We start from the raw sequence: 20,179 nt of genomic DNA on the forward strand, positions 1-20,179 counted from the left end.
GCGACGGGGTGATGCGAGGGATCGGCAGGCGGGACATCGTTGCGGCGGTCGCGATCGCGCTGCTCGCAGGCGCCGTCTTCTCCTCGCCGCCTCTCAATACGCTGCAAGGACTTTCGCTCGACATCTTGACGGCTCTGCGCGCCAAGCTGTTCGGTGATCGTCGCGATGGAGCCGTCTCGCCCGTCGTCGTCATCGCCATTGATGACGAAACCTATCACACGCCGCCGTTCAAGGGCTCGCCAACGCAGACCTGGACGCGCGAGATCGCGCGTGTGCTAACCGCCGTGGTCGATGGCGGGGCCAAGGTGGTCGGCTTCGACGTCATCTTTCAAAGCTCGATCGAACAATCGGAGATTCCCTTTGGTGATGCGCCGCTCGGCGCGCGCATGAGGGGTTTTGACCGCGATTTTCTTCGCGTTTTGCGTCAGCAGTCCGATGCCGGAAAGCTGGTGCTCGGCCAGATCCTGAGCAAGGTCCAGCCGGAAGTTCCCGATCGCGCGCAGCAATTGGCGGTACGCAACAATATTCACGCGCTCAACGTCAACACCGATCTCGACGACGTCATCCGGCGAGTACCCCTAGCGTTCACGGTCGACGGCAAACGAGTGCCCGGCATGGCCGTCGAGCTAGCCTCGCGCGCGCTCGGCACGACACTGGAGCTTGCGCCGGACGGCACAGCGAAATTTGCGGGTTATGCGATCCCGAGCGCCGTGCCGAACACGCTCACCCTCAACTTCCGTGGCGCCGGCGGCGATGTCCCGACGTTTTCGTTCGCGGACTTGCGCGCCTGCGTCGAGAAGGGCGACAGCGAGTTCTTCCGCCGCGCCTTCGACGGCAAGGTGGTGATCCTCGGCACTGTTCTTAATTCCGAAGACCGCAAGCTGACGTCGATGCGATTGTCGCGCAGGTTCGACGGTGCACCCGCGCCGCGATGTGCCCTGCCCGCTTCATCGCCGCCGGCGCCAGCGTCGCTTGGCTTGATCGCCGGCGTTTTCGTGCATGCAACCGCGGTGCGAAACCTGATGGAACGCGATGCGGTGACGGAGCTTGACTTTCCGCTGCGGAGCATCGTGGCGATCTTCTTCGCAACGATCGTCGCATTCGCGGCGTGCCTGCTCGTGCCGACGGCGGCGTTCCTTTCCTATCTCGCACTGAGCGTACTCTACACCGCCTGCGCCGTGAGCCTGTTCGTACGTGGATTGGCGCTTCCGCTCACGGAGCCGGTACTGGCTGGCCTTGCCGCCGCCGCCATAATGATCGGCTACCGTTTTGTGATCGCCGACCGCGATGAGCGTTTCCTGCGCAGGAGCTTTGCGTTCTACCTCGCTCCGCAGGTCATCGAGGGTATGGTGGCCTCCGGCAGGATGCCGGCGCTCGGCGGCGAGATGCGCAACGTCACCGTGTTTTTCTCGGACCTCGCCGGGTTCTCCTCGATCGCCGAAAAGATGACGCCGGGCGAGTTGGTCGCGCTGATGAACGAGTATCTTTCCGCCATGACCGACGTCATCGAAAGCCATGGCGGCTACGTCGACAAATATATCGGCGATTCCATCGTGGCCGTGTTCGGCGCCCCGGTCGCCGATCCCGATCACGCGTGCAGTGCCGTCCGCGCGTCGCTTGCCTGCAACGCACGGCTCGACGAGCTCAACCGCAGCCACGTCGCCTTCGAAAGCCTTGCGCACCGGATCGGCCTCAACACCGGCGAGGCCGTGGTCGGCAATATCGGCTCGCGCCGCCGCTTCAACTACACCGTGATGAGCGACACCGTGAACGTCGCCTCGCGCCTCGAAGGCGCCAACAGGTATTTCGCGACCTCGATCATGGCGTCCGAAACGACGGTCGCGCAGACCGCCGACGTCTTTGCCTGGCGCGAGCTCGATGCCATCAGGGTCAAGGGGCGCGATGAGCCGATCAAGGTTTACGAGCCGCTTGCGGAGCGAGGCGCGAAGACGGTGGAACAGATAAAGGCACTCGCAGCCTACGCCGAGGGGTTGAAGTGCTGGCGGGCACGTGAGTTTGCTGAGGCGACTGAATGGTTCGGTCGCGTGGCGGCGATTGATCAGCCGTCCGCGCTGTTCGAGAAGCGGGCGAGCGAACTTGCGTTCAATCCGCCTCCAGCGGATTGGACGCCGATCAACACGCTGGAAGCAAAATAGCAGCCTTGTAAGACTGATCGGCAACCATGCCCGTCGCGCTGCATCAGCGACCAGCCATCCAGCTGCGCGCAAACAATCGGCTAAGCGACATAAACTCCGGGAACAGCAGGAGCTCCCAGCGCGGGCCTCCGGTCACAACCCGGAGAGCCCTCTTTTTCGGGCACGTGACATGGCGTAGTCTGCAAAGAGCTGCCCCTTCAATGGGACGGGCCGACGTCGCCAGTTGACAGAACGGGCAGCGATCAGGCCATCGGCAGGCATCGCAGTCTGAAAGCAGCGCCTACCTTTGTGGCGCCCCCTCAATTTCAACATAAAGCAAGTTGGCCTGCCGCGCGCGGCAGCCGACGCGCAGATGTAACCCATGGAGGATCGACATGGCGACGTTCATATTGACGATCAACTGGACCGACCAGGGAATTCGTAACGTCAAGGATGCGCCCAAGCGCAGCGAGGCTGCGAAAGCCCTTGCCAGGAAAGTCGGAGTCGAGATCAAGGAAGTCTATCTCACCTCGGGTGCGCATGACATCTTGGTCCTCGCCGAAGCACCGCTCGGCGATCACATCACAAAATTCGCACTTGCGCTCGGTTCTCTCGGCAATGTGCGTACCAGCACCTCACGCGCCTGGACCGAAGCCGAGTGGAGCAAGCTGATATCCGAGCTCCCGTAGCAGCTTCGGACTCTCGAACGGCCTGCGCGCAGTCAGTTGGCGCGGCCGTGACTGCAGCGCCCGGCGGCCGATGCCTCAGGGAGACGCGATCGACGGGCGCTTCCGACATCGATACCCGGCTCGGCTGCCGAAGCGAAAGCGAGACCTGGCGCCGAGATCATGAGGAGGTCAGGCCATGGAGATCGAGGGCACTACATTCGGCACGATCACGATTGACGGAAAGACCTATGATCACGACGTGATTATTCGCCTGTCCGGCGAGGTGGCAAAGCGGAAGAAAAAGCTGTCGAAGAAGTACTACGGCACCTCGCACGTCCTCTCGAAGGACGAAGCGAAGTTCGTCTTTGAGGACGGATGCGAGCAGCTCGTTCTTGGCACCGGCCAAGAGGGCAATGTGCATCTATCGCCGGAAGCTGAGGCATACTTTGCGAAAAAGGGCTGCACCGTCCTGCTCGAACCGACGCCCAAGGCGATTGATACGTTCAACCACTCACATGCGAGGAAGATTGGTCTTTTTCACGTGACCTGCTGAACATCCGACGCCAGAAGGTTGGACGCCGGTTCAGCACGCCGGAGGACAATAGCGACGTTGAACAAGCGATGGGACGGACACCTTTCTTACCTTCTCCTGGAAGGGTGAGAATGCGCCTGCGCTCGGATCGATCCGTTTCCAAAGCCTCAAAACGGCAACCCCACATAGTTCTCCGCCAAGACCCGCTGCGCCGTTTCGGACGAGAACAGATAGCTCAATTCCGTCTGCTGGAGCTTGTCCTCGTATTCGATCCGGTCGGGGAAACGATGCAGCATCATCGTCATCCACCACGAGAAGCGCTGCGCCTTCCAGATCCGCGCCAGCGCCTTCGCTGAATAGCCCTCAAGCCCGGAATCGTCGCCCTTCTGATAATGGGCAATCATCGCGTGATAGAGATAGTAGATGTCGGAGGCTGCGCTATTGAGCCCGCGCGCGCCGGTCGGCGGCACGATGTGGGCGGCGTCCCCCGCGAGGAACAGCCGGCCATAGCTCATCGGCTCGGCGACGAAGCTGCGCAGGGGCGCGATGCTCTTCTCGATCGATGGCCCGGTGGTCAGGTGCGCGGCGACCGCGTCCGGCAAGCGGCACTTCAACTCGGCCCAGAACATCTCGTCCGGCCAGTCCTCCACCTTGTCGGTCAGCGGCACCTGAATGTAGTAGCGGCTGAGCACCTGTGAACGCAGGGAACACAGCGCAAAGCCGCGCTCGTGCTTCACATAGATCAATTCCGGCGAGACCGGCTTGGTGCGTGACAGGACGCCGAGCCAGCCGAACGGATAGACCTTCTCGTATTCGCGCAATACATCCTTCGGGATCGACTTGCGGCTGACGCCGTGGAAGCCGTCGGCGCCGACGACGTAGTCACAATCGACGCGGATGGTCTGCCCGTTCGCACGATAGGTCACGAACGGCCTGTCCGACTTCAGATCGTGCGGCGTGACGTCCTCGGCATTGTGCACGACCTTGCCGCCGAGACGATCGCGCGCCTCGTAGAGATCGCGTGTCAGCTCGGTCTGGCCGTAGACCAGCACCGAATTGCCACCGGAGTGTTTGTGAAGGTCGATATGCGAGAGCACGCCGTCATGGGCGATCTCGAACCCCTTGTGGATCTCGCCTTCACGGTCCATCCGCTCGCCGCACTGCGCCTCGCGCATCAGCTTGGCAAAGCCGTGCTCCAGCACACCTGCGCGGATGCGCGCGAGCACATGGTCACGGCTGTATTTCTCCAGCACGACCGTGTCGATGCCCTTCAGGTGCAGGAGTTGGGACAACAGCAGTCCCGACGGGCCGCCGCCGATGATACAGACCTGAACTTTCATTTTCCCGTCCTCCGTTTGCGCGTTTTTCGCAGATTTCGCCCGGCAAACCGATGGAGGGATCGGCCTTTATCTTGTACAATTCGAACATGCCACCTGCCCCCTCGACATCGGCCATCAAGGTCTACAATTTGTTCGGCGAATCCGGCGATCTGCCCGACGTCGTGCATTGCGAGACCATCGCCTCCCGATCCGTGCTGCATGATTGGACGCTCGCCGTGCACCGCCACGCGCGGCTGCACCAGGTGCTGCTGATCGAGCGCGGCGGCGGCGAGGCGACGCTCGACGGGCGCCTGGTGCCGCTCAAACCGATGCAGATCGTCAACGTGCCGGTCGGCCACGTCCATGGCTTCCGCTTCGTGCCCGATACTCAAGGTTGGGTGCTGACGATCGCAGCCGAAATTCTCGACGAGGCACTACTCGCCTCGGAAGGTCTGCGCGGCGCGCTGTCGCAATCGGCCGTGGTGCGCGGCACGCCTCAGATCCGCACCACCATGAAGCAGATCTTTGCCGAGCACGCAGGGCGGAGCTTCGGCCGGGCGCACGTGCTGCGCGCGTTGTCGGCGGCGGTGATTGGCCTCGTGGCACGCGAACTCGTCGGCAAGAGCAGCGGCAGCGGATCAGCGGATTCCGACCTGTTTCGCCGCTTCGAGGGGCTGCTGGAAGCGCGACATCTCGAGCGCTGGAGCGTTGCGGACTATGCCAAGGCGCTGTCGGTGACGCCAACCCATCTCAACCGGATCACGCGTACTGCCACCGGAGACACCGCTTCGCACCTGATCCTCAACCGGCTGATCCGCGAGGCGCGGCGCAACCTCGTCTACACCAACCTGCCGGTGTCGACGATCGCATACGCGCTCGGCTTCGAGGATCCCGCCTATTTCAGCCGGGTCTACGCCGCCGCCACCGGACTTTCGCCGCGCGCGTTTCGCGCGCAGCTACATGGCGATGAATGATGATTTCTGGGCGGGGAGCAACCTGGCGAACTGATTGTCGTTACGTCGCGTGCGGATTGACGACGGTGTACCCTCGCAGTGACCGCGCGTGAATTCGCGTTGAGCGACCGCCTGAATTGGCATCGTACGCCATCCACATGTCGCCCTGGAGGTGTTGCTCCAAGACGAAGACGTGTCCACGGCGGGCCGCAACCATCCCCGGCGCGGGCGATGTCCGCGGAAAGCGCAGCCAGTTGGCCGCAAGGTTCAATTCCGGGACGATACGGCCGAAGACATGCAAGGCAGCGCCGCAACCACAGAAACTCCGCGGGCATCCGGATGGGCGACCGCCGACGATCTGGGTGCCGGAAACATTCACCTCACTCACGGCGGTTGGAGCGTCGGCGACTGCTCCTCGCATCACGAGGTGCGTTCGTCGCGTGTCCAGCGAAACTCTCTCGCGACGAACCTGAGAATATGAGAAGTCGCACGGCATCGTCACATTGCATTCCGGTGCCGTGCTGGTGCGGGAAGGACGTGCTTCCGAAGCGATTGTACTGGTCATGACAAACAGAAACGCAACAAGAACAGGCTTAAACATGCAGGACTCCATATTGAACGGTCCCTGCCCCAGCGCTTAAGGGCCAATACCAGTTTGGCGAAATTTGGTCTAAACAAAGACCGATCGCCGTCTTCGGAGCGTTCGAAAACGCTTCTCAGCACCGCCACGGCAATCGTGGCGCGCGATTCGCGCATCCGTCCGCGAACAGCGTGTGAGAACAGCTGTGAACCACTCCGTGTGGGCTTTTCGCAAAAAATCCGGCCTCGTCGTTGGACGAGGCCGGATTCTCGTGAGGCATTGAAGGGCGTCAGACGTCGAAGAACACGGTCTCCTCGGGCCCCTGTAGATTGATCGTGAAGGCGTACACGACCTTGCCGGCGCGCTCGCTGCGCTTGGCGATCAGGGTCGATCGCCGCACCGGCTGCTCGACCAGGTTGAGCACGGGATCGGCGGCGTTGGCGGCCTCTTCATCCGAGAAATAGAGCCGCGTGTTGAGCCCGATATTGATGCCGCGGGCGACGATCCAGACATTGACGTGCGGGGCACATTTGCGTCCCGCTTTATCGGTGATCGCACCCGGCTTGATCGTCTCGAAGGTGATCAGTCCGCTGTCGAAATCCGAACCCGCGCGACCCCAGCCGCGAAAGTCCTCCTCCAGTGCCCCGGCCGAGCGGTCGGCCGGATGGTTGTAGCGGCCGGCCGCATTGGCCTGCCAGATCTCCAGAAGCACGTCGCGCAGCGGCGTGCCGGTGCCGTCGAGCACGCGGCCCTCCAGCGTAATGCGCTCGCCCTTGGTGTTCGGCGTGACGAGCACGTTGGAGAAGTTCTTCTCGAATATGTCGAAGCCGGCCATGCCCGGGATCAGCCCGATATGGACGTAGGGCCCGGCGGTCTGGGAGGCGGTTTCCTTGAGGTAGTTGAGCGGCTGCGCCATGACTTCAGTTTCCTTCCGGGCGATTTTCGAAATAGGTGGAGCGCGCTCCGCGCAGCACGATGTCGAAGCGGTAGGTGAGCGAGTCGAACGGCGTACTGGCATTGAGATCGAGCGGGGCGACGAGACGGTCGAGCGCGTCCTTGTCCGGGATCGTCGTGAGGATCGGGCAGACCGGGATCAGGGGATCGCCCTCGAAATACATCTGGGTGATCAGCCGCTGCGCGAAGCCCGAGCCGAACACCGAGAAGTGGATGTGCGCCGGGCGCCAGCTGTTGACGTAATTGCGCCAGGGATAGGGGCCGGGCTTGATGGTGCGGAAGTAGTAGTAGCCGCTATCGTCGGTGAGCGCGCGGCCGCAGCCGCCGAAATTCGGATCGATCGGCGCCAGATACGTGTCCTTCTTGTGCCGGTAGCGGCCGCCGGCATTGGCCTGCCAGAACTCCACCAGCGTGTGGGCCACGCCGCGGCCGGTCTCGTCCATCACCCGGCCGTGCACGATGATGCGCTCGCCGACGGGATCGCCGTCCTTGGCATAGTTGCGGATCAGGTCGTTGTCGAGCGGCCCGAGGTCGTTGTGACCGAACACCGGCCCGGTGATCTCCGAGATCGAGTTCTCCAGCGAGAGCAGCGACTGGCGCGGGGAGCGCAGCACCGAGGATTTGTAGCCGGGTGCGTGCGCCGGCGGATGGATGGAACGGTCGCGCTGGAAGAAGCCGCCGTCGCCAAGCGGCGGCGTGAACGGCTCGGGGCGGTTGAGGCGGGCGTCCTGCGCGGCTGCGATACGAGCGGCCTGGGCGGTCATCTGGCGTTGTCTCCCTCTGGCGCCCGGTCGGGCGCGGCTTATCGGGAGAGCATGCGCCGCCCTATTCTCAAGATAAATAGATGAATTATAATGTATTGCATGAGAGAAATCGATCATTTGGCCCTCGATGGCCATTCGCTGTCGCTGTTTCTCGCCGTGCTGGAAGAGGGTTCGGTGACGGCCGCCGCGACCCGGCTCGGCCTCACCCAATCCGCCGTCAGCCACGGGCTGAAAAAGCTGCGGCGCATCGCCGGCGATCCCCTGTTCGCCAAATCCGGCCGCGGCATCGTCGCTACTGCGCACGCCCAGGCGCTGGCCGCCAAGGCGCGCGCGCTGATCGACGAGATGCGGAGCTTTGCCGGCGGCGTCACCTTCGAGCCGAAAGCGGCGAATGTGTCGCTCACGATCGCCGCCAATGATTTCCAGCGCGACCTGTTGCTGCCGCGCTTCTTTGGCCATGTCGCAGCCCGGGTGAAGAGCCTGAATTTGCGCGTGATCCCTTCGAAATCCCCCTCGCCTGCCATGTTGCGCGAGAACCGCTGTGACCTCCTGATCAGCCCGCTGCCGCCATCCGGCATCGACATCGTGCAGAAGCGCCTGCTGCGAGATCACTACGTCTGCTACTACGACCGAACTGCGCGTTCGGCGCCGGTGACGCGCAGTGCCTATCTCGCCGCGCGCCACGTCACCGTGGTCTATACCGACAACGAGCGGCTCGACTTCGACCGCAGGCTTGCGGCAAACGGCTTCCACCGCGACATCGCGATATCAGTGCCGAGCTTCTCCGGCGTGCCGTCCTTCCTGCGTGGCACCGACATGCTGGCGAGCATGCCGAGCCTGCTTGCAAGGGGCCTGATGCGCGACTTCGCGCATGTGCACATTCCGCTTGCCTCACGTGCAAAAATGCTCGCCGAACTGCCGATGTTCATGGTCTGGCACCAGCGTTACCAGAAGGACCCGGCTCATCGCTGGATCCGGAGCCAGCTCGAGGCGGTCGCGGCGACGGCCGCGGCGGCATGAAGAGCGGCCGACCCTCCCCTCGCCAAACCCACTGGTTGCGCCGCATCAGCCACGCTAGAATTCGGCCATGACCGTGACCGATATAGCGAGCCGAACCTATAACCACAGCTGGCGGCTGGACCCGATCGTCCGCAGCCTGCTCGACACCGACTTCTACAAGCTGTTGATGTTACAAATGATTCGGGAATTCTACCCGGATCAAAGGGTGACATTCTCGGTGATCAACCGCTCGCGCCATGTGCGCCTTGCCGAGATCATCGACGAGGGCGAACTGCGCGCCCAGCTCGACCACGCCCGCACCATCCGATTCACCAAGAAAGAGCTGATCTGGCTTGCCGGTAACACCTTCTACGGCAAGACCCACATGTTCTCGGCCGACTTCATCCGCTGGCTCGCCGAATTCCGCTTGCCCGAATACGAGCTGCGCAAGGTCGAGGGGCAGTACGAATTGCACTTCCACGGTCCCTGGACCCACACCACGATGTGGGAGATCCCGGCGCTCGCGATCCTCAACGAGCTGCGCTCGCGCTCGGCGATCAAGGGCCGCGGCCGCTTCGAGCTCGACGTGCTCTACGCCCGCGCCAAGGCCAAGCTGTGGACCAAGGTCGAGCGGCTCCGCCAGCTCGAAAACCTGAGGCTCTCCGATTTCGGCACGCGCCGGCGCCACGGCTTCCTCTGGCAGCGCTGGTGTGTCGAGGCGGTGAAGGAAGGGCTCGGGCCATCCTTCATCGGCACCTCCAACGTCCTGCTCGCCATGGACAATGATCTCGAGGCGATCGGCACCAATGCGCACGAGCTGCCGATGGTCGCAGCCGGGCTCGCCAAGGACGACGAGGAGCTGCGCTTCGCGCCCTATCGCATTCTCGACCAGTGGCGCCAGACCTATGGCGGCAACCTCCTGATCGCGCTGCCCGACGCTTTCGGCACCAAAGCCTTTCTGCGCGATGCACCGGAATGGGTGGCCGACTGGACCGGCTTCCGGCCCGACAGCGCGCCGCCGATCCAGGCCGGCGAAGAGATCATCAAATGGTGGGAGAGGAAGGGCCGCAATCCCAAAGACAAGCTGCTCGTCTTTTCCGATGCGATGGATGTCGGCTCGATCGAGGAGACCTACCATCACTTCTCGGGCCGGGTACGTCTCTCCTTCGGCTGGGGCACCAACCTGACCAATGATTTCGTCGGCTGCCCGCCCGATGGCTCGGTCAATCTCGATCCGATCTCACTCGTCTGCAAGGTGTCGTCGGTCGACGGACAGCCGGCCGTAAAGCTTTCCGACAATCCGGAGAAGGCGACCGGCATGCCGTCCGAGATCGAGCGCTATTTGCGTGTGTTCGGCGACGCCGGCCGCGTGCGCAAGGCCGTGCTGGTCTGACGCCTCGCGGAGCTCCAAAGCTTTCAATCGGGTAAATTGCGCCTGGATGATCCGCGGCGTGCGCCAGCATGTTTACCGGCAAGTTCCGGCCGCGTGGCGTTTTTGCCGGTCTACCACCGCAAGTTTCATAGCCCATTTACCGTCATCCGCGTTCCCCGGACATTTTCAGCGCTCGCCATGCTGGTGCGCGAACGCCTGACCGGAATGGCGCCGCCGGCAGGCATTCCAGAGCTTTGTCGGCTGCGGCCGAGGTAGCCGAAATGCGCTGCGTCGACCGCTTGGCTGGAGACGGGGATCACACGATCGCCGACGAAATGGACGAGGTCGCCGTCAAAGGGCTCAAGGCTAGCTTGCGCTGCGCCGTTCCTGCGCATAGCGCACCAGGGCCGTGAAGCGGTAGATGCCGTGCACGAACTTGCCGTAGGGCATGGTAATGAACAGCGCGAACACCGCGCCGAGATGCAGTGCGAGCAGCGGGCCCATCGCAGCGGTCTCGCGCAGGCTCAGTAGCGCGAGGCCGGTGATGCCGTTCAGAAACACCATGGCGATGAAGCCGACATCCATGCCGTAACGGCCCTCATCGAGCAGCTCGCTATCTCGCTGCATCCTGGCGGCAAACAGACCGATCGGTCCGACGACGAGGCCGATGCCGCCGAGCGTGCCGAGCACGACCGGCAAGTCCCACCATGGATACGGCGCCTCGCGCCCGAGCAGGTAGTGATAGAGCGTGCCGACGCATGTCGCGGCAAAGCACAGCAGGAAGCCATAGAAGGTGAGGTGATGGTAGAGCTTGCGTCGGTCGGTCGGCCGGTCGTCCTCATTGTAGCAGCCGACGCCGCCGCCATGGAGATAGCGGAGCTCGCCGGCATCGCGGATCGCCTGAAAGATTGAGCCACTATCCGCGCGGCCGCCGATCGGCGCGCCGATGTCGCGCCAGAATGTGCGAACGCTCATCACCAGCGCCAGGATCGCGTAAAGTAACGCGGCGCCGAATAGTGCCGCCATCGCGTTGTGCGGCATCAGCTTGTAGAAGGCGCCGGGGCCGGTGTGAACGCCGAATAAAACGTCACGGTCGTGCGCCGCCGCAAAGCCGAGGATGAAGGCGGCCATGCTGAGCGCGGCCATGAGGCTGATGACGAGACCATTGCGCGCGAACACGCCGGACAGGGCTCGCGGCCAGGCATAGGCCGCATAGGACTCCGCGCGAGCAACGGCAAGCGTCTTCGGAACATTGACGTTGAACTCGTGCGGCGGCGAGAACTGGCAATCGACGTAGCAGGCGCCACAGGCGTGGCAGAGATGGGCGAGATAGTTGAGGTCGCCGTCGGAGAAGGCGCGTCGCATCTCCATCGCGGGAAACACCGCGCACAGGCCCTCGCAGTAGCGGCAGGAATTGCAGACCGTCATCAGACGATCGGCTTCGTCAAGAATCCTAGTTCCGTGCATGTTTCGCCGCTTCCCGTCCTGCGATTCGCCCGAACACGCTGCCGATGGTCATGCCCATGCCGGCGGCATAGCCCTTGCCCAGCACGTTGCCAGCCATGATCTCGCCGGCCGCGAACATGTTGGCCGATGGCTTGCCGTCCTTCATCAGCATGCGCGCTTCCCTGGTCACGCGCGTACCGAGATAAGTGAATGTGATTCCGGGACGCACCGGATAGGCGAGATAGGGCGGCGTCTCGATCCGCCGCGCCCAATGCGTCTTCGGCGGCGTGATGCCCTCGGTGCGGCAGTCGTCGAGAATGGTGTGATCGAAGATACCGGGCCGCACCGCGGCGTTGAAATCGGCGACGGTTTTTTCCAGCGCCGCCGGATCGAGATCGAGCTTGCCGGCGAGTTCGGCAACCGTCTGCCCCGCGATCGGCGGGAACAGAGTCGGCATGAAACTCGTGACGACGGTCGAGTCGAAGATGATGTAGGCGATCTGGTCCGGCTGCGCCGCGACCAGTCGGCCCCAGATCGCGTAACGCTTCGGCCAGATGTCCTCGCCCTCATCATAGAAGCGCTGCGCATGCTTGTTGACGACGATGCCGAACACGACGGAGTCGTGCCGTGTGATGATACCGCCGTCGAATTTCGGCGCCCGCGCATCGATCGCGACCGCGTGGCACTGGGTGGGATCTCCGACGTCCTGTACCCCCTTGGCAAGCAGCATCTTCAGGATGGAGCCGCGGTTATAGGGCGTGCCGCGGATCAGGAAATTGTCGGCAGCATCGCCCCAATATTCCTTCAGCCATTCGATGTTGGCCTCGAAGCCGCCGGCGGCAGCGACCAGCGAGGTCGCTCGGATCTCGTTTGCGCCATCGATCGGCCGCTTCAGACGCGCAGCCAGAAACATACCGTCCTCGATGACGAGATCGGTGACCTCGGCGTCGTAATGGATCTCGACGCCGAGCTGCTCGGCGGTGAGATACAGCGCATTGAGCATCGCCCGGCCGCCGCCGAGGAAGAAGGAGTTGGTGCGCCCGAGGCTGAGCGTGCCGCCGAGCGAGGGTTGCCAGCGCACGCCCTGCTCCACGATCCAGTTCAGGATGTCCTTGGACTCCCGGATCATGTGGCGCGCCAGCTCCTCGTCGGTCTGTCCGCCCGTCACCAGCAGCAGGTCCTTCCAGAACTCCTCTTCGGTATACGGGCCGGTCAGGATCTCGGTCGCGGCGTCATGGGCGCAGCGCATGTTGCGGGTGTGGCGCGTATTGCCGCCGCGATAGAATTTCGGCGCGCCTTCCAGCACGACGACTGAGGCGCCGCCGCGCCGCGCGGCGATTGCGGCGCAGAGCGCCGCATTGCCGCCGCCGATCACCAGCACGTCGTATTTTTTGCTCATCCTGCCTGACAGATCCCCAGAGCTGGAGCCATTCGATGTTTTCTGACGTTACCGCCATTGCGCACTTTTGTATACAAAGATATACAAGAGTTGCGCAACGCTCCGATTTGCATGGGAACGATGCGCCAGGATCGGAGGGAGCATGGCCAGGCGCCCCGCGAAGACAAGCGGAACGATCGATCGCGATTCCGGTGTGGCACTGGGCGAAGCCGTGTTCCGCACGCTGTGCGAGGCACTCCAGGCCGGCAGCTACCGCGCCGGCGACCGCTTGCGAGAGGAGGAGGTCGCGCAGCGGCTCAATGTCAGCCGCACGCCGGTGCGCGAGGCACTGGGGCGGCTCGCCGCGCGCGGCTTCGTGCAGCCGGCTGCGGGTCGCGGGGTGATCGTCCGCGATCTCGACATTTCCGAGGTGCTCGAGCTCTACACCATGCGCGAGATCCTGGAGGGCGCGGCGGCCCGGCTCGCCGCCGAGCACGCCTCACGCCTCGAGATCGACGCGATGACGGATATCGAGCAGGCCCTTACCGAAACCTCCGGCGACGCCGCCGAGATGGCCAGGCTCAACCGCGCCTTCCACGAGGCGATCTGCCGAGCCGCACGCAACCGCTATCTCGACAATGCATCCAGGGAACTCCAGGACTGGATCGCGCTGCTCGGCCCGACCACGTTCTCCGTCAACGGCCGGCCCGAGACCAGCCACAGGGAGCATCTGGGCATCATCGGCGCCATTGCCGCCCGCGACGGCGACAATGCCGAAAAACTGGCGCGCGCCCACATTCGTGAGGCGCTGCGATGCAGGCTGAAGCTCTTGCAGAAGCAATAGCGAGACGTCACGGGACGATCGATCACGAAACCTTGTGGGAATGGGATCGCGGCCATCGCGATCTCTGGGATGAACGACGGGCTGTCGGAGCCTGCCGCAACTGTTGCAAGGAGAATTCCCATGACTGTCTGCAAGATGCGCTGCGCTGTCCTGGCGTTGGCAGCGCTCGCGGTCGGCACAGTTGCACTTACCGCCGCTCCCGTTGCGGCGACGGCCCGTCCGACCGAGGGCGCGCGAGTTGTGCCAACGCGGCCAGCCGCACATGCCTGTCGGACCCGCGAAACGCCTGCATCGCACATCCGTGCGCCGCAACCTTCCGAGCATCCCGACGGGACATTCCCGTTCATATGGCTCGGATGATGGCGGAGGTGCCGGTCTGATCCCATGTGGATCAGGCCAGTACATCGGCGGCCACGGCCTTCAAGACGTCGCGCACCTCGCGCGGGCTGAGCCGCACCTGCAAGCCGCGCTGCCCGCCATTGACGTAGACGAGGTGGTGCGCGAGCGCGCCCTCGTCGATGATGGTCTTCACCGCGCGCCGCTGCCCGAACGGGCTGATGCCACCGACCTTGAAGCCGGTGACGCGCTCGGCCTCAAGCGACTTCATCATTTGCGCCGACTTGCCTCCGGCGGCGGCCGCGAGCTTCTTCATCGAGACTTCCCGGTCGGAAGGAACGACGACGCAAACCGGCTTGCCATCGACGAGCGCCATTAGCGTCTTCAGTACCCGTGCCGGATCCTCACCAAGCGCGGCAGCAGCCTGAAGCCCGATACTCTCGGCGTCGGGATCATAGTCATAGGCGTGGACGGTGAAGGATACGGAGGCAGCGGCGAGCGCGCGTGTGGCGGGGGTCACTTTGGACATGCGTCATCATCTATCACCGACATGGCGAGGAGCGAAGCGACGAAGCAATCCAGTCTTTCCGTGGCGAGATTCTGGATTGCTTCGCTACCATCGCAATGACGAGCGCACACACTCTCAACCGTCATCGCCCGACTTGGTCGGGCGATCCAGTATTCCAGAGAGAGAGAGAGGGAGAGAGAGAGAGAGAGAGAGAGAGAGAGAGAGAGAGAGAGAGAGAGAGAGAGAGAGAGAGAGAGAGAGAGAGAGAGAGAGAGGTACGGAGGGACCGCGTCATACTGGATGCCCCGGTCAAGCCGGGGCATGACAGCGATCGTGGGGCGGAGCTCGCCGCAACTGTCGCAAGTTGGCTGTGAGCCCTATTCCGCCGCGTCGCGCATCTCGACGCGTTCGGCGCGCGCGGCGCAGAACTTGAACTCGGGGATCTTGCCAAAGGGATCGAGCGCCGGGTTGGTGAGGAGATTGGCGGCCGCTTCCGCGTAGCAGAACGGCATGAACACCATGTTCTCCGGCACGTCGCGGTCGGAGCGGACCTTGACCTCGACCGCGCCGCGGCGGGTCTGCAGGCGAATGAAGTCGCCGGGCACGAGCTTTTTCTTGCGCATGTCCTTCGGCGACATGAAGGCCACCGCCTCCGGTTCAATCTGGTCGAGCACCTGCGCGCGACGCGTCATCGAGCCGGTGTGCCAGTGCTCGAGCACGCGACCGGTCGAGAGCACCATCGGATATTCGTCGTCCGGCAACTCGTCCGGCGGAATCACCTTGGCCGGCACGATCTTGCCGCGGCCGCTCGCAGTCGGGAAGCCCGTTGTGAAGATGATCTCGTTGCCGGGCTTGTCGGGAGCGTCGGCCGGATAGGTGACGGCGCCCTCGCGCACCAGCCGCTCCCAGCTGATGTTCTTGAGCGACGGCATCAACTCCGCCATCTCGGTATAGACGTCGCCGGGACCCGAATAATTCCACGGCAAGCCCATCCGCTTGCCGATCTCCTGGATGATCCAGAGATCCTGCCGCGCATCGCCCGGCGGCTTGATGACCTGGCGCGCGAGCTGCACGCGGCGATCCGTGTTGGTGAAGGAGCCCTCCTTTTCCGCAAACGCCGAGGCCGGAAGGATGACGTCGGCGTGGAACGCGGTCTCCGTGACGAAGAGATCCTGCACAACGAGATGATCCAGCATGGCGAGCGCCTCGCGCGCATGCTGGAGATCGGGATCGGACATCGCGGGATTCTCGCCCTCGATATACATGCCCTTGATCTCGCCGGCATGGATCGCATTCATGATCTCGACGACGGTCAGGCCGCGCACGGGATCGAGATCCTGCTGCCATAGCTTCTCGAAATTGCCGCGCATGTCGTCACGCCCGACCGGCTGATAGTCGGGCAGGAACATCGGGATCAGGCCGGCGTCGGACGCACCCTGAACGTTGTTCTGACCGCGCAGCGGATGCAGGCCGGTGCCGGGACGGCCGACCTGGCCGGTGATCAGCGCGAGCGCGATCAGGCAGCGTGCATTGTCGGTGCCGTGGACGTGCTGGCTGATGCCCATGCCCCAGAAGATGATCGAGGATTTGGCGCGCGCGTAGATTCGCGCCACCTCGCGCAGCGTCTGCGCCGGGATGCCGCAGATCGGCGCCATCTTCTCCGGCGTGAATTCCTTGATCTTCTCCTTCAGATCCTCAAAACCCTCTGTATACCCGGCGATATACTGATCGTCGGTCAGGCCTTCGGTGATGATCGTGTTGATCATCGCATTCAGCATCGCGACGTCGGCACCAGGCTTGAACTGCAAATGCTTGGTGGCGTGGCGCGACAACGCCTGCCGACGGGGATCCATGACGAAGAGTTTTGCGCCCTTCTTCGCCGCGTTCTTGATGTAGGTCGCTGCGACCGGATGGTTCACGGTCGGGTTGGCACCGATCACCCAGATCACTTCGGCATCCATCGCGGCGGCGAACGGCGCCGACACCGCGCCCGAGCTCAAGCCTTCGAACAGAGCCGCGACTGACGAGGCGTGGCACAGCCGCGTGCAGTGATCGACGTTGTTCGAGCCGAAACCGGTACGCACCAGCTTCTGGAACAGATAGGCCTCTTCATTGGAGCCCTTGGCCGAGCCGAAGCCAGCCAGCGCCTTCACGCCGTTGATATCGCGGATCTTGACGAGGCCCTTGGCCGCGATGTCGAGAGCTTCCTCCCACGACGCTTCGCGGAAATGGGTGAAGGGGTTGGCGGGATCGACCTGGTCGTTGGCGTCCTTCCTCGCGTTCGGCAGCCGCACCAGCGGCTTCGTCAGGCGATGCGGATGATGGATATAGTCGAAGCCGAAGCGGCCCTTGACGCAAAGACGGTTGTGATTGGCGGGGCCATCGCGCCCCTCGGCATAGATCACCTTCTCGTCCTTGACCTCATAGGTCACCTGGCAACCGACACCGCAGAACGGGCAGAGCGAATCGACCTTCCTGTCGGCATAGGTGACGCGCGCCTGCTTCTCGTCGAGCATCACGGCCGGCATCAGGGCGCCGGTCGGGCAGGCCTGCACGCATTCGCCGCAGGCCACGCAGGTGGACTCGCCCATTGGATCGTCGAAGTCGAACACGATTTTCGAATCGTGATTACGATAAGCCATGCCGATAACGTCGTTGACCTGCACCTCGCGGCAGGCGCGCACGCACAGCCCGCACTGGATGCAGGCATCGAGATTGACGCGCATCGCCGGATGGCTGGCATCGGTTGCCCAACGCTCGGCCGCCGGGAAGCGGCTTTCGGTAACGCCGGTGGTCTCGGCCCAGCGCCAGAACTTCGAGTCTGGATCGTGCGAGGTTTCGCGCGCCGGCTGGTCTGCGACGAGCAGCTCCATCACCATCTTCTGCGCAGCGACTGCGCGGGCGCTCTCGGTCTTTACCTTCATGCCGACCGACGGGGTGCGCTTGCAGGAGGCGGCGAGCACGCGCTCGCCTTCGATCTCGACCATGCAGGCGCGGCAATTGCCGTCGGGCCGATAATCGGGAGCCGGCGAATAGCACAGATGCGGGATGTCGCGGCCCTGGCGCTTGGCCACCTGCCAGATGGTCTCGCCGGGACCCGCTTCAACCTGCTTGCCGTCGAGCTCGAACGCAATCCTGGTCATTCGGCCGCTTCCTTGAACTCGTCGGGGAAATATTTGATCACGGAGACAAGCGGATTCGATGCCGCCTGACCGAGCCCACAGATCGAGGCATCGCGCATCGCCTGGCTCAATTCGTCCAGCAGGGCACGGTTCCAGACCGGCCGCTGCATCAGGAGTGCCGCTTTCTGGGTTCCGACGCGGCACGGCGTGCACTGGCCGCAGCTCTCGTCCTCGAAGAACTTCATCAGGTTCAGTGCGGCGGACCTGACGTTGTCCTTTTGCGACAGGATCACGATCGCGGCAGAGCCAATGAAGCAGCCGTATTTTTCCAGCGTGCCGAAATCGAGGGGGATCTCATCCATCGACGCCGGCAGGATGCCGCCGGACGCCCCGCCCGGCAAATAGGCGTAGAACGTGTGGCCATCGGCCATGCCGCCGCAATATTCGTCGATCAGCTCGCGCACGGTAATCCCGGCGGGCGCCAGCTTCATGCCGGGATTCTTGACACGGCCCGAGACCGAGAAGCTGCGCAGGCCATGGCGCTCATGACGGCCGTGGCCCTTCCACCAGTCGGCCCCCTTCTCGACGATGTCGCGCACCCACCACAACGTCTCGATATTGTTGATCAGCGTCGGCAGGCCGAACAGGCCGACCTGGAACGGATATGGCGGCTTGTGCCGGGGCAGGCCGCGCTTGCCCTCGATGCTTTCGAGCAGCGAGGATTCCTCGCCGCAGATATAGGCGCCCGCCCCGCGCCGCATATGCAGCGTCGGACCGCGCGCCGGCAGCTTAGCGATCTCACGTTCCAGAATCTCGCGCGAGGCTGGATATTCATCGCGAATGTAGATGTAGACGTTGGAGGCTTCGACCACGTGTGCACCGATCAGCATGCCCTCGATGAAGCGATGCGGATCGGTTTCGAGATAGTAGCGGTCCTTGAACGTGCCGGGCTCGCCCTCGTCGCCATTGATCGCCATCAGCCGCGGACCGGGCTCCCCCAGCACCGCGCGCCATTTGCGTCCCGTAGGAAAACCCGCGCCACCAAGTCCACGCAGCGACGCATCGTCAAGCGCCTTCAGCAGGTCATCCTTCGGCAGTTCGCCGGAGCGCAGGCGATTGAGAAGCTTGTAGCCGCCGGCCGCGACATAGGCGTCGTAGTCGATATATTTCGGCAGATGCGCGTGGGTGTCGCCGGCTTTCGCAGCGGCCAGCACGTTGCCCACGGTAGCCTGATCGATGAAGTTGTGGCCGACCTCGGCCGCAGGCGCCGTATCGCAGCGGCCGACACAGGGCGCGCGCACGACACGGATTCGGGGGCCGCTCGCGCGCTGGAGGTCCTCGAGCAGCTTCTCGCCGCCGAGCATCGCGCAGGTCAAGGAGTCGCAGACGCGGATGGTAAGCGGCGCGATGTCAGGCTCGCCCTCCTTCACGACGTCAAAATGCGCATAGAAGGTGGCGGTCTCGAACACCTCGGCGAAGGCGAGCTCCATCTCGTCGGCGAGCGCTGCGAGATGCGCGGCCGAGATCTGGTGATACCTATCCTGGATCAGGTGGAGATATTCGATGAGCAGGTCGCGCCGGCGGGGCCTGTTGCCGAGCAATTGCTCGATCTCATGGGCGGCGGTCGGGTCGACCTGCCGCCCCTTGGACGTGGCCTTGGCTCGCTTCCGTCCCTCGCCCGGATGTTCGAACGAGCGGACCTGGTGCACGTCGTGGCTCATCGATGCGTCTCGTATCCCTTCTTTAGAACAACTCCAAGTCTAGCTCTTGGCATACCAGATGCCAAGAGAATTCTTGTGTTCCAATAAGCATTTAAGGGGCATGCAGCTTTCCAAAACCTCCACGCCCCCTCACCCGCTTCAAGCTGCCCCGGCCTTCAGGTCTTGCTCATGCAGTCTGAACCAGCGGTCGTCGCCCGTGAGGCCCTTCGACTTCACCTCGGCGCGGCATGCTTTCACGGCGCGGCGCTGACGGTAGGCGAAAGTCGGTAGCCGCAATCTAGGAGTGCACTGCGTCATTCGCCCCTTCTATCGGGCCATTCACCTTTTCTATCAGGAACACGATGCGCGTCTCGCTGCGCTCGGTGATCTCAACCTTATCGCCCGTCTCACGAATCAGATTGGGAATGTCGATCACCGACAGGGGATCAGTGCAATGCACCTCGAGTTGGTCGCCTGTCTTCAACGGCTTCAGCGCCTTGCGCGTTTTCAGCGCCGGCAACGGGCATTTCAGCCCGGTGAGATCGAGCGTCGTTCTGGTCATGACCGCA

General features: G+C 63.4%; 17 protein-coding genes. 7 read left to right on the top strand and 10 right to left on the bottom strand.

Annotated features, from left to right (window positions below):
* The first annotated feature begins 11 nt into the window (after positions 1–11).
* The 3 genes from QA640_RS34795 (at position 12) to QA640_RS34805 (ending at position 3,356) form a co-directional block, all read left to right on the top strand.
* A complete protein-coding gene (locus QA640_RS34795; RefSeq protein ID WP_283037314.1) occupies positions 12–2,156 on the top strand; it encodes an adenylate/guanylate cyclase domain-containing protein in 2,145 nt (714 codons plus the stop codon).
* 374 nt (positions 2,157–2,530) lie between these two features.
* Positions 2,531–2,824 (top strand): GYD domain-containing protein, encoded by a 294-nt coding sequence (locus QA640_RS34800; RefSeq protein WP_283037315.1) that lies wholly within the window; start codon positions 2,531–2,533, stop codon positions 2,822–2,824.
* A gap of 175 nt (positions 2,825–2,999) precedes the next feature.
* Positions 3,000–3,356, top strand: coding sequence for an MTH938/NDUFAF3 family protein (locus tag QA640_RS34805; RefSeq protein ID WP_283037316.1), 357 nt, complete (start codon positions 3,000–3,002; stop codon positions 3,354–3,356).
* 146 nt (positions 3,357–3,502) lie between these two features.
* Here QA640_RS34805 and pobA read toward each other — a convergent pair whose 3' ends face one another.
* Positions 3,503–4,675 carry a 4-hydroxybenzoate 3-monooxygenase gene (gene pobA / locus QA640_RS34810; RefSeq protein ID WP_283037317.1) on the bottom strand — a complete coding sequence of 391 codons (1,173 nt, stop codon included), beginning with the start codon at positions 4,673–4,675 and terminating at the stop codon, positions 3,503–3,505.
* A 50-nt stretch (positions 4,676–4,725) separates the two neighbouring features.
* On the opposite strand from pobA, the gene QA640_RS34815 reads away from it, so the two are divergent.
* On the top strand, positions 4,726–5,628 hold the full coding sequence (locus QA640_RS34815) for a helix-turn-helix domain-containing protein (RefSeq protein ID WP_283037318.1): 903 nt from the start codon (positions 4,726–4,728) through the stop codon (positions 5,626–5,628).
* A gap of 40 nt (positions 5,629–5,668) precedes the next feature.
* On the opposite strand, the gene QA640_RS34820 is transcribed toward QA640_RS34815, so the two are convergent.
* From QA640_RS34820 to pcaH, 3 genes are all read right to left on the bottom strand, one after another.
* Positions 5,669–6,208 carry a hypothetical protein gene (locus QA640_RS34820; RefSeq protein WP_283037319.1) on the bottom strand — a complete coding sequence of 180 codons (540 nt, stop codon included), beginning with the start codon at positions 6,206–6,208 and terminating at the stop codon, positions 5,669–5,671.
* A 268-nt stretch (positions 6,209–6,476) separates the two neighbouring features.
* Positions 6,477–7,103, bottom strand: coding sequence for a protocatechuate 3,4-dioxygenase subunit alpha (gene pcaG / locus QA640_RS34825; protein WP_283037320.1), 627 nt, complete (start codon positions 7,101–7,103; stop codon positions 6,477–6,479).
* Between the two features lie 4 nt (positions 7,104–7,107).
* Positions 7,108–7,905, bottom strand: coding sequence for a protocatechuate 3,4-dioxygenase subunit beta (pcaH, locus tag QA640_RS34830; protein WP_283037321.1), 798 nt, complete (start codon positions 7,903–7,905; stop codon positions 7,108–7,110).
* Between the two features lie 90 nt (positions 7,906–7,995).
* Here pcaH and QA640_RS34835 point away from each other — a divergent pair, with 90 nt between their 5' ends.
* Positions 7,996–8,925, top strand: coding sequence for a LysR family transcriptional regulator (locus tag QA640_RS34835; RefSeq protein ID WP_283037322.1), 930 nt, complete (start codon positions 7,996–7,998; stop codon positions 8,923–8,925).
* A gap of 67 nt (positions 8,926–8,992) precedes the next feature.
* Positions 8,993–10,297 (top strand): nicotinate phosphoribosyltransferase, encoded by a 1,305-nt coding sequence (gene pncB, locus QA640_RS34840; RefSeq protein ID WP_283037323.1) that lies wholly within the window; start codon positions 8,993–8,995, stop codon positions 10,295–10,297.
* 345 nt (positions 10,298–10,642) lie between these two features.
* On the opposite strand, the gene tcuB is transcribed toward pncB, so the two are convergent.
* Together tcuB and tcuA are read right to left on the bottom strand one after the other, a co-directional pair.
* Positions 10,643–11,743: a tricarballylate utilization 4Fe-4S protein TcuB gene (tcuB, locus tag QA640_RS34845; protein WP_283037324.1), complete on the bottom strand. Its 1,101-nt coding sequence runs from the start codon at positions 11,741–11,743 to the stop codon at positions 10,643–10,645.
* Positions 11,730–13,121, bottom strand: coding sequence for an FAD-dependent tricarballylate dehydrogenase TcuA (gene tcuA, locus QA640_RS34850; RefSeq protein WP_283037325.1), 1,392 nt, complete (start codon positions 13,119–13,121; stop codon positions 11,730–11,732). The genes tcuB and tcuA overlap by 14 nt, the downstream gene beginning before the upstream one ends.
* Positions 13,122–13,263: 142 nt before the next feature.
* On the opposite strand from tcuA, the gene QA640_RS34855 reads away from it, so the two are divergent.
* The gene (locus QA640_RS34855) at positions 13,264–13,944 is read left to right on the top strand and encodes a GntR family transcriptional regulator (RefSeq protein ID WP_283037326.1); all 681 of its coding nucleotides are present in this window, start codon (positions 13,264–13,266) and stop codon (positions 13,942–13,944) included.
* A 391-nt stretch (positions 13,945–14,335) separates the two neighbouring features.
* Here the strand turns inward: QA640_RS34855 and ybaK are convergent, their stop codons facing one another.
* The 4 genes from ybaK to QA640_RS34875 form a co-directional block, all read right to left on the bottom strand.
* Complete coding sequence (gene ybaK, locus QA640_RS34860; protein ID WP_283037327.1) at positions 14,336–14,809, bottom strand: Cys-tRNA(Pro) deacylase; 474 nt, start codon at positions 14,807–14,809, stop codon at positions 14,336–14,338.
* Between the two features lie 356 nt (positions 14,810–15,165).
* Positions 15,166–17,931 carry a formate dehydrogenase subunit alpha gene (gene fdhF, locus QA640_RS34865; RefSeq protein ID WP_283037328.1) on the bottom strand — a complete coding sequence of 922 codons (2,766 nt, stop codon included), beginning with the start codon at positions 17,929–17,931 and terminating at the stop codon, positions 15,166–15,168.
* Positions 17,928–19,631 (bottom strand): NADH-ubiquinone oxidoreductase-F iron-sulfur binding region domain-containing protein, encoded by a 1,704-nt coding sequence (locus QA640_RS34870; RefSeq protein WP_283037329.1) that lies wholly within the window; start codon positions 19,629–19,631, stop codon positions 17,928–17,930. The genes fdhF and QA640_RS34870 overlap by 4 nt, the downstream gene beginning before the upstream one ends.
* A gap of 277 nt (positions 19,632–19,908) precedes the next feature.
* Entirely contained in the window at positions 19,909–20,172 is a 264-nt protein-coding gene (locus QA640_RS34875) for a sulfurtransferase TusA family protein (RefSeq protein ID WP_283037330.1), read from the bottom strand.
* Between the last annotated feature and the right edge of the window lie 7 nt (positions 20,173–20,179).

The organism is Bradyrhizobium sp. CB82 (assembly GCF_029714405.1).
In the GTDB taxonomy this organism is placed as follows: Bacteria; Pseudomonadota; Alphaproteobacteria; order Rhizobiales; family Xanthobacteraceae; genus Bradyrhizobium.

What these genes read in the sequence shown, in the direction of transcription:
- fdhF (WP_283037328.1), bottom strand. Translation starts at nt 17,931, where the DNA reads ATGACCAGGATTGCGTTCGAGCTCGACGGCAAGCAGGTTGAAGCGGGT.
- pcaH (WP_283037321.1), bottom strand. Translation starts at nt 7,905, where the DNA reads ATGACCGCCCAGGCCGCTCGTATCGCAGCCGCGCAGGACGCCCGCCTC.
- pncB (WP_283037323.1), top strand. Translation starts at nt 8,993, where the DNA reads ATGACCGTGACCGATATAGCGAGCCGAACCTATAACCACAGCTGGCGG.
- QA640_RS34820 (WP_283037319.1), bottom strand. Translation starts at nt 6,208, where the DNA reads ATGTTTAAGCCTGTTCTTGTTGCGTTTCTGTTTGTCATGACCAGTACA.
- pobA (WP_283037317.1), bottom strand. Translation starts at nt 4,675, where the DNA reads ATGAAAGTTCAGGTCTGTATCATCGGCGGCGGCCCGTCGGGACTGCTG.
- QA640_RS34855 (WP_283037326.1), top strand. Translation starts at nt 13,264, where the DNA reads ATGGCCAGGCGCCCCGCGAAGACAAGCGGAACGATCGATCGCGATTCC.
- QA640_RS34875 (WP_283037330.1), bottom strand. Translation starts at nt 20,172, where the DNA reads ATGACCAGAACGACGCTCGATCTCACCGGGCTGAAATGCCCGTTGCCG.
- QA640_RS34835 (WP_283037322.1), top strand. Translation starts at nt 7,996, where the DNA reads ATGTATTGCATGAGAGAAATCGATCATTTGGCCCTCGATGGCCATTCG.
- QA640_RS34805 (WP_283037316.1), top strand. Translation starts at nt 3,000, where the DNA reads ATGGAGATCGAGGGCACTACATTCGGCACGATCACGATTGACGGAAAG.
- QA640_RS34795 (WP_283037314.1), top strand. Translation starts at nt 12, where the DNA reads ATGCGAGGGATCGGCAGGCGGGACATCGTTGCGGCGGTCGCGATCGCG.
- tcuB (WP_283037324.1), bottom strand. Translation starts at nt 11,743, where the DNA reads ATGCACGGAACTAGGATTCTTGACGAAGCCGATCGTCTGATGACGGTC.
- QA640_RS34815 (WP_283037318.1), top strand. Translation starts at nt 4,726, where the DNA reads ATGGAGGGATCGGCCTTTATCTTGTACAATTCGAACATGCCACCTGCC.
- pcaG (WP_283037320.1), bottom strand. Translation starts at nt 7,103, where the DNA reads ATGGCGCAGCCGCTCAACTACCTCAAGGAAACCGCCTCCCAGACCGCC.
- ybaK (WP_283037327.1), bottom strand. Translation starts at nt 14,809, where the DNA reads ATGTCCAAAGTGACCCCCGCCACACGCGCGCTCGCCGCTGCCTCCGTA.
- QA640_RS34870 (WP_283037329.1), bottom strand. Translation starts at nt 19,631, where the DNA reads ATGAGCCACGACGTGCACCAGGTCCGCTCGTTCGAACATCCGGGCGAG.
- tcuA (WP_283037325.1), bottom strand. Translation starts at nt 13,121, where the DNA reads ATGAGCAAAAAATACGACGTGCTGGTGATCGGCGGCGGCAATGCGGCG.
- QA640_RS34800 (WP_283037315.1), top strand. Translation starts at nt 2,531, where the DNA reads ATGGCGACGTTCATATTGACGATCAACTGGACCGACCAGGGAATTCGT.